Raw genomic sequence first — 12,634 nt, 5'->3', positions numbered from 1 at the left:
GGGAGCTGGGCGTGGATCTGATGCGGCATGTGCCGGATGCCCCGCATGGGACCATGGATTTCCTGTTCACCCGCATCATCGAATGGGCGCGCACGGAAGGCTACATCTGGTTCAACCTGGGCATGGCTCCGCTGAGCGGCGTCGGCAATATCCGCTACGCCCGCCCGGACGAGCGGCTCGCCGGGCTGGCCTACGACTACGGCAGCCGTCTCTACAACTACAAGGGCTTGCGCAGCTTCAAGGAGAAGTTCCATCCGGTGTGGCGGAGCCGCTATATTGCCTACCCGCTGTATCGACCACTGCCCACCCTGCTGGTCGATCTCGCCGCCTTGATCGCGGGTGGCTACCGCCGGATTCTGATCAGGCCTTGAAGCCAAGCACCGTCCGACGGGATCGGTGTCTATCTCTGCAGCCCAAGCTGCTTGATCTTCATTCGGAGATTCGACTCCATGCCAACCCACCTCCGGGGGCTCAGCCCGCCGAAACCCCTTGGCCTGATGACCTCGCTGGCCAGCCTCTTGGCGCTCGTCGGCCCGGTCCTCGCGGCTTCACTGCCTTCGCCGAGCGAAGCGGAATCGCACAGGACCCCAGCCGGAATGACAGAGGAAGTCGTCGCAAGGGTCGACCAAACCCTGCATTTGATCCATCCGCAAGATCCCCCGAAGGGTCTCGTCCTCTTTTACCTGGGTGCCAAGGGATGGGATGCTGCTGCGGACATGTGTGCGCAAGTGGCTGGCCGCGGATACCTCGTCGTCGGGATCGACTGGTCCACGCGGGTCGCCCCTCAGCCGCGGTCGCCTTGGTGGGATCCAGGTCATTACCTGAGGCGCCTGGCGGATTGGCTGATGACCATCTGGTCCGACCAGGCAACCGAGCAGGCGCCGACATCCTGCTGGGATCTTGGTATTGAGCTGTCCAACCTTGCGCACTGGGTGGAGACTCGGGAAAACCTGCCCGAGGATGCCCTTCCCATCCTGATGGGCGAGGCTGAAGGCGCCGCACTGGTCTGCGCGGCACTGCTGCAATCGCCAAGCCGCAGCTTTCACGCCGCGGTAGGCCTGGGCCTTTGTCCCCGCTGGCCGTCGTCTCTCCCTCCCTGCGAGCGCGGTGGGGTTGCCGCGTCGCTCATTCACGGCGACCAGCTGCTGCTCGCTGCGGAGGTGCCGAGCCCCTGGTTCCTGTTCGAGGGCGGCGCCAACGAAGCCTGCTCCCCGGAGCAGACCACCGCCTTTGTCAAAGGCATAGGTAATGCCAGAATGGCGACGGGTGGATCGGTCCCGACGGCACCATCGGCCGATGGCGATGACCTGAGTCCGCTGGCCTCGCTATTCCAGTGGCTCGACCCGCGCATTCCCAACCAGGTCGGCTTGGTATCCGCGCAGGCGGGAACAGCCGGATTGCCCTTGACCGAGATCCGCGCTCCGGAAGAGGACCCCAGAATCTTTGCCGTGATGCTTTCGGGAGACGGGGGGTGGGCGGCGCTCGATCGCGGTGTGAGCGCGACGTTGGCCGCCAAGGGTATCAGCACCGTCGGTTGGGACTCGCTCGGCTATTACTGGAAGGCTCGGTCACCCGACGAGGCCACGCGCGACCTGACCCGTGTCCTGCGCCACTACCTGGATGCCTGGCAGAAGGAGCGCGTGATGCTGATCGGCTACTCTTTCGGTGCCGACGTGCTGCCATTCCTGGCCAACGGTCTGCCGCCGGAGCTGCGCGGACGGGTGGAGTTGCTGGTTTTTCTCGGCCTGGGTCCCGCCGCCATGTTCGAATTTCATCTCAGCGACTGGCTCGCTACCGGACGTGGCGAGGACGCTCTGCCTGTGTTACCACAGATCCAGAATCTGGGCTGGACGCGCAGTCTCTGCGTCTATGGAGCGGATGAGGACGACAGCCTGTGCCCCGCTTTGAAGCAGCTCGGTGTTGACGTCTTGAAGGTGCCCGGCGACCATCACTTCGGCGGAGACTATGCAGGCGTCGCCGCACTGATTCTGCGGGCAGTCGTCGATGCCCAAGCGCGAGCCTCGGTCAACTGAGGTCAGGTTGATGAAACAGGCGCCCCAGCAGCCTTCGACGTGTCTGTATCCAGGGCGGCTGGGCGCTCGGCATCGGCTCATTCGGCGGCATCGCCGGAGGCGGCCGGCTCGCGCCGAAGCGCCAGCTCGGCCAGCCGGGCATCAATCGCGCGCAATCGCTCGTCCAACTGGTTAATCCCCAACTCCGTGCGCACGTTCACCTCGTGGTCGACTTCTGCGTCGACCCGGTCACGCGCCGCTTGCCGATTCTGAGACATCATGATGATCGGCGCCTGGATTGCGGCCAGCATCGACAGGATCAAATTGAGAAAGACGTATGGATAGGGGTCGAAAGCCTCATGACGTGGCCCGAGAACGTCGGTGTTGAGGACCGTCCAGAAGACCAGCCAGGCGAAGAAGAGGATGATGAAGGTCCAGGAGCCGCCGAAGGCTGCGATTCTGTCGGATGCGCGCTCACCGAAGGTCCGGCGGTCTGCGAACACTTCGTTCGCATCGGGTGGGCCCTGGATACGCTGCACGACGGATTGGATGACATCCCGCTCGTGGTCGCTCAACTTCTCCCACTCTTTTCGGAACAGACGGTTGGCACGGCTGTGATACGACATGTTCATGGCGATTCATCCTATAGGCGGCGATCTGAGTCTGCTCGACCGGCAGGAAGGTCCCAGGCCTTCCGCTATCGGCAAGCTGGAACAACATGGAATAGGACGATGTGATGGCCTGGCAATTGTTTGCGCTTGGATCGGCCTTTTTCGCGGGCCTGACTGCCATCTTCGGCAAGCTTGGCGTGGAAGGTCTGAATTCCAACCTGGCGACGCTGATCCGAACCCTGGTCATTCTGGCCATGATCGCTGGCGTCGTAACCCTTCGCGGCGAGTGGCAGATGCCCCGAACCTGGGATCCGCATTCGGTGGCATTTCTGGTCCTTTCTGGGCTGGCCACAGGCGTGTCCTGGCTCTTCTACTATCGCGCGCTGCAATTGGCACCTGCCTCCTTGGTGGCTCCCATCGACAAGCTCAGCCTTGCCTTTGCAGTCGTCCTGGCTGTTGTCTTCCTCGGCGAGGCCCTGACGCTGAAACTCGCAATCGGAGGGCTGCTCATGCTGGCGGGGGTTCTGATCCTCGCCTGGCCTTGATGCTGTCGACGGCAGCAGGCTTTGTGTCCGCTAAGGAAATGACCATGGCCAGGATGGGCGTTGATCAGCGTCTAACGGATCGTTGCGGCCACGGTCCGCGTGCGCTTCAGCGGCTGCTGATGGCCACCGGCGTTTGCGTTTGATCGCTCGGGTCGGGTGTCGGTCATCGTCCTCTTCTATACTAGGCGGGACGATGACGCGGCGAAGGGGTCGACCCGGCGCCGCGGTCAAGGAATTGAAGACCGATTGCCTGCCGGCATTCGATGACGGGGTCAGGATGCTTCGATCGTCAACCTCGCGTCGCGGCCGATTTTGTCGAGACATCCGGTTATGCCCGATACCTCCGCCTTCGCCGCGCCCGAGCCTCGAGGCTCCCTGAATCACCCATTGGCGGCCGCAGCCGGTCTGCTCGCGGGTTGCCGTGATCGCCTCGCCCATGGTCTGGCGACCGCATTTGCACAGCACATGGGCAAGGCGACCGAGGACTTGCTTGGCATGGCCGACCGCGCCACCAGCCTGGAGCAGCAGCGCCTTTTCGTTTCCGCGATGGACTTTCTCGGCCAACGTGGCCAGGAGCTGCTACAGCAATTCCGCACCGCGTATGTCGAACGCTTCGAGACCGGCGTGGCCGCGCTGCGCTCGGAGCCGGCCATGCCGGAGCCCGACGAGCTGCGCCTGGTCGATACAGCTGATTTCGAGCGCGACCTCGCGATCGGAAAGGTCTCGGCGCGTGCCGCGGCCAATTGCTCGCAGCAGCTCACCGCGCTGGATCGCCGCCTCGCGGCGATCCTTCGCCGGCCGCGGGTCAGCCAGGACGACAATCCGCTCTACCCGCGCACCCTTTTCGCGGCCATGCTTCAGGCACTGAGCGAGCTCGAGGCCCAAGAACAGCTTGCCCTCATTCTTCTGCATGCGTTCGAGCGTCACACCTCCGTCGAGCTCCCCGGCATCTATGCGGATTTGAATCGTTTCCTGGTCCAGGCCGGTGTGCTTCCGACGATCCCGCTGGCCGGACCCCTGTCCACGCCGCGCGGCCAACGGCGAGTCCGGGTCGAGGGCGGCGTGACCCCTGACTCCGAATGGGCCGGGCTCGAGTCCCCGGCGGCTCAGGACTCGGCACGGGGAGAGGACGGAACCCAAACCGATCGCCCCGCGCCTGCCGGCGGCCACGCCGTCTCGGGGCGCACCTCAACCCAGCCGGGTGATGACGTGTTCGGCCAGTTGGCACGTGCGATCCAAGCCGCCGGCAGCCAGCGGGCCCCGCGGGCGATGGCGGGCGGTGCGTCCAGCGGGGGCGCGGCGCCCGCGCTCGGACTGAGCCAGCTCATCCAGACGCTCAATGGACTGCAGCACGGTTTCGCCGACCCTCGTGAGTTCCCGGGTCTGGGTCAAATTCAGATCGACCCGCGACGGCCGGATGTGCTCCAGCAGATCCGCGCGACACCCGTGATGACCTGGTCGCGCCCGCTCGATGCCGTGACCATCGATATCGTCGCCATGCTGTTCGACGCCATCTTCAACGATACAGAGCTCTCGGCGACGGTGCGGGCTGAGATTGCAAAGCTGCAGATCCCGGTACTGAAGGTCGCCTTGATCGACAAGTCGTTCTTCTCTGACCGCCGGCACCCTGCGCGCCGATTGCTCGACGCCATCGCCAACTCCGGGATCGGTCGCAACGACATGGATGAGCCCAGGCTCGTCGACAAGGTTCGCGAGATCGTCGACGCCGTGGTCGACGGCTTCGACTCCGACGTTGATGTCTTTTCCGCTCAGCTCCGCAAGCTTGGCGAGTTCTTGCGCGAGGAGGAGGAGCACGCACGGGACAACTCGCTGCGCGTCTTCGATCAGCTCGAGCAACGCGATCGCCAAGAGATCGCGGCGACGCGCATCAGCAAGGAGTTGGATGCTCGGATTAGCGGTGTCAACATGCCCTCCTTGGTCGCGGGTTTCCTCGACCGCCACTGGCGCCCGGTTCTGACGGACGTCTTCGTTCACAGCGGCGATGCCGGTGCCGACTGGGGCGAGGCCGTTGCGACGATGGATGACCTGATCTGGAGTGTGCAGCCCAAGGACACGTTGGCAGACCGGAACCGCCTCCTTGCCGTGCTACCAGAGCTTCTCAAACGCCTCCGCCGCGGTCTGGAGGCGGTCCATCAGGAGGATGCCTGGGATCCCTTTTTCGATCGCTTGATCCGGCTGCACATGGCTGCGCTTCACAAGGAGCTCCCGTACGAGCCACCCGCCGAAGTCGGGGTGAGCGCCTCGCCCACAGGGCCGGCTGGGACTTCCGGCGAGGCTTGGGCAAACGATGCCTCCGGGATCCGCTATCGCCGGCCGCAAACGGACGAGGACGGCCCCCCGGACCCCTGTGTGACACTTGCGAGGTCGCTCAATGTCGGCGCTTGGGTCGAGTTCCAGAACTTTCGCGGCACCCGAAAAACCTTGCGACTGGGATGGGTCAGCAAGTATCGAGGTGTCTACCTCTTCACCAACCGTCAAGGCGACAACGCCTTGACCTTGGCCACGACCAGCCTGGCCGCCCATCTTCGCAAGGGTACGGCGCGGGTGTTGAGCCAAGATCCGCTCACCGATCGGGCGGTGGCCCAGATCTTGGCGCAGGGCATGCCGGAGCAGCGGTCGGGCTCGATCTGAGGGTCCGATACCGTCAACTCTGTGCGCCGCTTCTGCCCGCGACGTCCCGCACAAGACGGCGGATCTCGACCTCGAGGGTGTATCGCGGCCGGAACCCGACCTGGCGCTCCAGCTTCGCGGAGGAGAACCAGGCGTCGCCGACGAGCTTGCCGAGTCCCTCGAGGGTGAAGGGCATCCGCCGCCCGGTCAGGCGCTCGCCCAATGTGCCGGTTGCGGCCGCCGCGCGCAGCGCCCAGAGCGGGATACTCCAGCTCGGGATGGGGCGTCCGAGGGCAGTGAGGGTCTGCTCGTAGAGCCAACGGGTCGAATAGTCACGACCGTCAGTCACGAAGTAGGTCTCGCCCGCGCTCTCGGCGTGGCCGGCCACCAGCATGGCGGCGGCGACGGCATCCTCGACATGGATGGCGGAGCGGCGGTTTGCGACCCGCGGCCAAGGGGGGAAGCGCCTCGCCGCGACGGCCTTCGCCATGCGCGCGATATTGCCGCTGTCGCCGACCCCGTAGACCATGGGCAGGCGCAGGACGGTGGTGTGGAGACCGAGCCTCGCGCCAAGGTCCAAAACGCTGCGCTCCGCCGCCAGCTTGGCACGACCGTACAGGCTGTCCGGCGCCGGCGTCACCGACTCGTCGGCCGCTCTTCCCAGCGCACCGGCCAGGTCTCCCATGGCCTTGACGCTGCTGATATAGACCACGCGACGAACCTTGGAGACCTCCACCTGTGCCATCAGCCTCGCGGTGCCTTCGGCAGTCACTGGCCAATGGTCGGGCGCGCCGTAGATATCCGGCTCATCCGGACGCGGTGCATAGCTGGCAAGGTGAAACAGGGTGTCGATGCCGGCGCAGAGTCCCGCCAGGCTTGCGGTGTCGGTCAGGTCGGCCGAGCGGATCGCGACGCTTGGCCCCGGCCAGAGTGTCCGCGCCGCAGCCGTCGAGCGCGCCACCACCGTCACCTGTTGGCCGGCCTCGAGCAGCGCCGAGACCAGCCGCCGTCCGACCTTGCCCGTCGCGCCGGTGACCAGGATCGAGCCGAGCGGGCTGTCTTTGCCGATGCTCATTTTCAACTGGTTCCGCCCGGCTCGCCACGACCGGCGATCCGGCCCAGCCGGTCGCTCAGCACCCGGCCCCAGAAATGTGCCCGGATCCCCAGGATGACCAGCCAGCTGAAGACCCGCGGATACTGCCGATACTGAAATTTGCGATAGAAGCGCTCCATCCCCCGGTGCTTGTGGCGCTCGACCATGAACGGGTGTCGCCGACTGCAGGCCCCCTTGTGATGGACCACGCTGACGTCGGGGACGAGCGCGATCGTCCAGCCCGCCTGCCGGAAGCGCACGAACCAGTCGAGATCCTCGCAGTGGAGGAAATAGCCCTCGTCGAGCGGGCCGACCTCGTCGAGCGCGCGCCGGCTCACCAACATGAAGGACCCCGAGATCGCGTCGACTTCCACCGGCTTGTCGGGCAGGGGCTCGTGGTGACGGTCCAGGCGCCGTCCGCCCCCGTCCGGAAGGAGGCGGTCGACCCGCGAGATGCGCTTGAGTGCGATCCAAGGGTCCGGGATTGACCGGCGGCTCGCGACCTGCTCACTTCCGTCCGGGTTACGCACGACACAGCCGGCCATGCCGACGTCCGGACGACCGTCCATGAAGGCCAGCATCTGGCTCAGGGTGTCAGCTCCGATGATGCAGTCGGGATTGAGCAGAAGCAGCCGATCGGCGCGTGCCAGGGGTAAGGCGCGATTGTTGGCTTTGGCGAAGCCGAGGTTTGCGCCGTTCTCCAGGATGGTGAGCCGTGGATCCGGGCCGCATCGCGCTCGGAGGCTTTCGAGGCTCCCGTCCGCCGACCCGTTGTCGACGACGATGACCTCCAGCGGGACGTCCGAGGCGAGCACCGCCGAGACGCAGTCGGTGAGGAGGTCACCCGCGTTGAAGTTGACGACGATGACACTCAGGGCAGGGACCGGACCGGGAGCTGTCGACGGACTCATTCGATCGACTCCAGCTCGAGTGCGGCGCGCAGCGCCCGCGCTGCCGCCGCAAAGCCGAAATGAGCCTCCATGACCTGGAGCCCTGCGTCGGAGAGCCGTTGCCACAGGACCGGATCCCGATCGAGCCTAGCCACCGCGGCGGCGAACGCCGGTGCCTCGTCCGCGATCAGGACCGACTCGCCATCGACCAGATGCATCCCCTCTGCCGCCACCCCCGTGGCGACCACCGGCAGGCCGTGGGCGAGACTCTGATTGATCTTGCCTTTGACCCCGGCGCCGTAGCGCAGCGGGGCGACCGAAACCCGACAGGACGCGAAATAGGGTACGACGTCCGGGACATGGCCCAGGATCTCGATACCCGGACTTGCGCAGGCGAGGACCTCCTTTGGCGGGTCGGCGCCGATGATGCTGAGCCTGATGTCGGGCAGGACCTGACGAATGAGGGGCATGATCTCGCGGCAGAGGAAGAGGACGGCGTCGGTATTCGGCGGATGGGCGAAGGCGCCGATGAAGAGGAGTCCATGTCGCTCTGCGTGCGGCTTGGCCGATCCCATGACCGGGTGGATGTTGGAAACGACATGGACCCGGATGTCGGGCTCCTCGGCGGCGAGGAGATCGCGCTCGGCCTCGCTGACCACGAAGGTCAGGTCGGCCCGGCGCATGAGCCCGAGCTCCTGACGCCGGCGCCGCTGGGCCACGCGCCGGATCGCGGCATCGCTTTGGAGCTTCGCCAGGCGCATCTCGCGCAGAAAGTGCAGGTCCACCGTATCAAAGACGATGCGCGCCTTGGGGCAACGGGTCCTTGCCGCGCCGAGCGTTTGAGCGGCCGCATCGACGCGGCTCAGGATCACCAGGTCGTAGCCCGCGCCGTGCGCGTCCAGGTGGTCCCGGATGCGCCGCACATAAGGCCGGTAGAGGACCTCGACCCCGATGCGCTGGAGGTCGCCGACGTAGGGCTGGGGTGCCTCCAGGTTGGCCGCCGCGAAGGTCACCTTGAACCCCAGCCCTTGCAGGATGCGGAACAGGTTGAGCATGCGCACCGACCCGGACTCGCGATCCGGGGTGACCATGTAGTTGTCGATGACCAAGGCGCGGCGTCGGACGGCGCGCTCCTTGGCCTGCTCCAGATCCTCGCCGCGCTGGCCGAACGTCGCCAAGACGCCCTGCCAACGCGCCCGAAAGGTCTCGGCATGGATGCGCTGGTAGCGCTTCATCCCGAAGTCGGACTGCTCGTTTCGCCCGGCGCTGATCCCCTCGAAGTGGACGACCACCGACAAGGGTTGATAGTAGACAGCCCGGCCTGCGGCCCGCGCGCGCAAGGCCAGATCGGCATCCTCGTAATAGGCGGGCGCGAATGCCGCGTCGAACCCGCCGAGCCGTCTGAACAGCTCGGTCTCGACTGCCAGCGCCGCTCCGGAGCAGTAATCAACCTGACGCAGGTAGCTGTATTGCGGCTTGTGGGGGTCATCCAGGTGGCCATAGTTCCAGGCCGAGCCGTCCTTGAAGAGGATGGCTCCGGCCTCCTGCTGTCGCCCGTCCGGATAGATCAAGCGACTGCCCACCAGCCCGGCATCCGGCACCTCCTGAAAGGTCTTGACCAGCGCATCCAGCCACGCGCTCTGGACCTGCGTGTCGTTGTTCAGGAAGACCAGATAGTCCCCCCCGGCAATTTCCGCGCCTGCGTTGCAGGATCCAACGAATCCGAGATTGCGCGGGTTGCGGATCAGGCGCAGGCCCGGGTAGCGGCCGAGACGCTCTGCCGTCCCGTCCTCCGAGCAATCGTCCACCACGATGACCTCGAACGCCAACCGCGCCCCGGCTTGAGCCAGCGCGGTGAGGCAGTGACAGGTGTAATGCAGTTGATTGTGGACGGGGATCACGACCGACACCATTGGCGGGCCACTCGGGGTGAGATCGACCGGTGCGATCGGCTCGGCGAGCCGCAGCAGGCGGGGCGGATCGGCGACCCGCAGGGGGGTCGTTGCCAATCGCCGCCTGAGCTTGCGCAGGAGCACGGTCGCACCCTCCGTCCGCAGGACGTGGATGGCACGCGGCAGATAGCGGTAGAGGAGTTCCAGGATGCGCGCTCCGGCAACCGACTCGACCGACGCATCCCCTACCAGGAGACGGCGGCCTCCGAGATCGTCTGGAGCATTTCGGCGACCTTGGCCATGGCGGGGCTCCCCTCGACCTGCTCGGCCGGAATCTCCCGGTGTGCCACATACGTGGTGTCCGTCTCCCCGGGAAGTGTGTAGACGGCGATGATGAAGGGGCAGTTCACAACCTGGGCCGGGTTCTCGGTGCTCATCTCACGAGACAGCACCGCGCTGCAGAACTCGACGGACTCGGCCTGCTCGTAGAGCGGCTCATCCATGCCGAGATCCTTCCCGGTGCGCGCCAGCATCTCACCCATGTTCATGACATTATTGATGTACATGCCGCGCTCCTGGATGGCCATCTTGAGGCCATCGAGCACATCCGAAAAACCGGATTCACTGGTATAGACCGCATATCCACCGGCGCCGATGGCGGCCTGGGAGATCAGGCCACCGGCGAGCAGCAACCCGATGAGGGCCCGTCTGAGTCTCAGCATCTGTCTCTTCCTCGTGGCGATGTCGCCGGAACCGAACAGCGAGATCCCGACGGGCAGAACCCAGGCGGGGCCGCGGTCGATCGGGCCGGACCGACAGGCAAAAACCCCGCCGTGCGGCGGGGCGAGAGCGACAACGGGGGCCGTTGCCAGTGCGTCAGTATTGGTTCATGGGCCGGAACGCCGGCGCAGCGGGCCAGTCACCCGGCGGCGGCGGTGGGGCCGATCCCTCCTGCTTCTGCGCGGCTTCGAGCTCTTCGACGCGCCGCTTGAGTGCCTGAACCTCCGCGCTGTCTCCAGCGCCGCCGCTTGCGGGTGCTGTCGTCGGCGCCGGCGAGACCCCAGGCGCGGCGACCGGGGCGCTGGGGTAGGCTGGTGCGCCGTACCCGGGGACTGCGGCACCGTAGCCTGGGACGCCATAGCCGGGCGCGCCATACGCGCCATAACCGGGCGCGCCATAGCCGGGGCCGTAGCCGCCGTATGGGTAGCCGAAACCTGGGGCACCGTAGGGGCCGCCGGGATAGAACTCGTCGTAGTCGTCGTAACGGTCACGGTCGCCGCCGCCCATCCAGCGGCTGGGGTTCATCATGTTGCCGAAGTTGAAGGCTTGGCTGACTGGGGTGTAGGCGACCAGTGCGACCAGGGCGGTAACCGAGATCGCGGACAAGCTCCTCATTGGTTTGATGGACACAGTGGGGTTCCTCCAGGGTTGTTACGATTTCTCTCGTGGCTCACATGCGGAAATCTGGGTTGGCCACAAACCGGCGACTGTGGCCTCGTCACTACTTACACCCAACGAAAAGGCGCGGCAACAGCTTCAACCTCGATGATGGGCGTGGGCAGCCCGATGCGCATGCCCGTCCTCATGATGCTGGTGAGCGGGGTGCGCGCCGGTCTGACTGTGCAGGTGCACGCCCTCGGGCCGCACCGCCGGGCGAATGGTGCGCCCCAGGTCGAGCCGGGCGCGCTGTGCGGCCAGCTCATCATGCAGCCAATGCAGCCAAGGGTCCAGCCGACCTTCGTCACGTGTCGAGATGGCCTCGAACGGAACCACGCTGGCGAGCTCCCGCAGGTGCTGCTCGGCGCGCTCGAGCGAAAACTCGGGCAAAACCGCCAACAGGTCCGACTTCGTGCAGAGGACCAGGTCGGCGGCCCGGAACATCACCGGATACTTCGCGGGCTTGTCGTCACCCTCTGGAACCGACAGCAGCGTCACGTTTCGGTGTTGGCCGAGATCGAAGCTGGCCGGGCAGACCAGGTTGCCCACGTTCTCGATGAAGAGGACGTCGAGCTCATGGAGGTCCAGCCGGTGCAAGGCATCGTGCACCATGTGCGCGTCGAGGTGACAGGCACTGCCGGTGGCGATCTGCACGGCAGGCACTCCCTTGGCGCGGATGCGGAGCGCGTCGTTCTCGGTCTCGAGGTCCCCCTCGATGACGGCGATCCTGAGGTCGCCGGCGAGGGCGTCGATGGTCCGCTCCAGCAGGCTGGTCTTGCCGGCCCCGGGCGAGGACATCAGGTTGAGCGCCAGCACCCGGTGACGATCCAGGTGCTCGCGGTTGTGGGCCGCCTGATGATCGTTGTCGGAAAGGAGGCCTTGCAGCACGCTGACGGCGGCGCGCCCGTCGGCGGTCTTGGCGAGTCTGCCGCCGGCGCGGACGAGATGCTCGTTGCCGGGAGTGATGTTGCAGCCGCAGGTATCACACATCAGGGTTCGCTCCGTGGGGATGGCCCCGGCCGGGGCCAATACACGCGGGCCTGCGCACCGCAGACGCCGGGTGCCGGATCTCGACCGCCGCTGTGAACGGCGGATCGCATCTACAAAGTTTACGCCACTGGCCAGTGAAGGGTTAGCCCTTCACTGGCCAGTGGCGGCTGCCGTGCCATCCGGGTCCGCAAGGGTCAGCTCCACGCTGGCCAGCAGCAGCTCGTCGCCGCTGATCAGGCGTGTCTTGAAGCTGCCGCAAGAGCCGCACAGCAGTCGGCTCGGGGTCGCGTCGGTCTCTGCGCCGCAGGTGCTGCAGGCCACCCGGATCGGGGCCGGCTCGATGACGAGCTCGGCGGCCTCGGCGACCGTGCCCGCGGCGGCCAGCGGGTAGGCATGCTCGAGCAGGGGCGCCTCGACCCCGGAGAGCGGACCCACCCTCAGCACGATGCGCTCGACCCGGATCGCCCCCTGCTCGGCCGCGATCCGCCCGAGCTGATCGAGCAGGGCCTGACAGATGGAGAGCTCATGCATGG

At 66.1% G+C, this 12,634-nt stretch carries 12 protein-coding genes; 4 read left to right on the top strand and 8 right to left on the bottom strand.

Annotated elements, in window-relative coordinates; genetic code table 11:
- Both LJE61_RS02470 and LJE61_RS02465 read left to right on the top strand, forming a co-directional pair.
- Positions 1-371 (top strand): phosphatidylglycerol lysyltransferase domain-containing protein (locus LJE61_RS02470; protein ID WP_296917310.1); only part of this gene is annotated, 371 nt, incomplete at its 5' end.
- Positions 372-596: 225 nt separating this feature from the next.
- Positions 597-2,033, top strand: a complete 1,437-nt coding sequence (locus tag LJE61_RS02465) for a virulence factor family protein (protein WP_296917308.1) — start codon at positions 597-599, stop codon at positions 2,031-2,033.
- Between the two features lie 77 nt (positions 2,034-2,110).
- Here the strand turns inward: LJE61_RS02465 and LJE61_RS02460 are convergent, their stop codons facing one another.
- Positions 2,111-2,644, bottom strand: a complete 534-nt coding sequence (locus LJE61_RS02460; protein ID WP_296917306.1) for a DUF1003 domain-containing protein — start codon at positions 2,642-2,644, stop codon at positions 2,111-2,113.
- A gap of 104 nt (positions 2,645-2,748) precedes the next feature.
- On the opposite strand from LJE61_RS02460, the gene LJE61_RS02455 reads away from it, so the two are divergent.
- Both LJE61_RS02455 and LJE61_RS02450 read left to right on the top strand, forming a co-directional pair.
- A complete protein-coding gene (locus tag LJE61_RS02455) occupies positions 2,749-3,168 on the top strand; it encodes an EamA family transporter (protein WP_296914134.1) in 420 nt (139 codons plus the stop codon).
- A gap of 330 nt (positions 3,169-3,498) precedes the next feature.
- On the top strand, positions 3,499-5,820 hold the full coding sequence (locus LJE61_RS02450; RefSeq protein WP_296917304.1) for a DUF1631 domain-containing protein: 2,322 nt from the start codon (positions 3,499-3,501) through the stop codon (positions 5,818-5,820).
- A 13-nt stretch (positions 5,821-5,833) separates the two neighbouring features.
- Here LJE61_RS02450 and LJE61_RS02445 read toward each other — a convergent pair whose 3' ends face one another.
- From LJE61_RS02445 to LJE61_RS02415, 7 genes are all read right to left on the bottom strand, one after another.
- The gene (locus LJE61_RS02445) at positions 5,834-6,874 is read right to left on the bottom strand and encodes an NAD-dependent epimerase/dehydratase family protein (protein WP_296914129.1); all 1,041 of its coding nucleotides are present in this window, start codon (positions 6,872-6,874) and stop codon (positions 5,834-5,836) included.
- 2 nt (positions 6,875-6,876) lie between these two features.
- Positions 6,877-7,803, bottom strand: coding sequence for a glycosyltransferase family 2 protein (locus LJE61_RS02440; protein WP_296914126.1), 927 nt, complete (start codon positions 7,801-7,803; stop codon positions 6,877-6,879).
- On the bottom strand, positions 7,800-9,818 hold the full coding sequence (locus LJE61_RS02435) for a glycosyltransferase (RefSeq protein WP_296914124.1): 2,019 nt from the start codon (positions 9,816-9,818) through the stop codon (positions 7,800-7,802). Before LJE61_RS02435 ends, LJE61_RS02440 begins: the two co-directional genes overlap by 4 nt.
- Positions 9,819-9,919: 101 nt before the next feature.
- Complete coding sequence (locus LJE61_RS02430; RefSeq protein ID WP_296914121.1) at positions 9,920-10,396, bottom strand: DUF302 domain-containing protein; 477 nt, start codon at positions 10,394-10,396, stop codon at positions 9,920-9,922.
- A 154-nt stretch (positions 10,397-10,550) separates the two neighbouring features.
- Entirely contained in the window at positions 10,551-11,084 is a 534-nt protein-coding gene (locus LJE61_RS02425) for a hypothetical protein (RefSeq protein WP_296914119.1), read from the bottom strand.
- A gap of 126 nt (positions 11,085-11,210) precedes the next feature.
- On the bottom strand, positions 11,211-12,101 hold the full coding sequence (gene hypB / locus LJE61_RS02420) for a hydrogenase nickel incorporation protein HypB (RefSeq protein WP_296917302.1): 891 nt from the start codon (positions 12,099-12,101) through the stop codon (positions 11,211-11,213).
- Positions 12,102-12,251: 150 nt separating this feature from the next.
- Positions 12,252-12,632, bottom strand: a complete 381-nt coding sequence (locus tag LJE61_RS02415) for a hydrogenase maturation nickel metallochaperone HypA/HybF (protein WP_296914113.1) — start codon at positions 12,630-12,632, stop codon at positions 12,252-12,254.
- Between the last annotated feature and the right edge of the window lie 2 nt (positions 12,633-12,634).

Origin of the sequence: Thiocapsa sp., from assembly GCF_022340925.1 — a bacterium.
Lineage (GTDB): Bacteria > Pseudomonadota > Gammaproteobacteria > Chromatiales > Chromatiaceae > Thiocapsa.
Note: the sequence above shows the minus strand (reverse complement) of the source record. Positions and strands in the feature narration are given on the sequence as shown.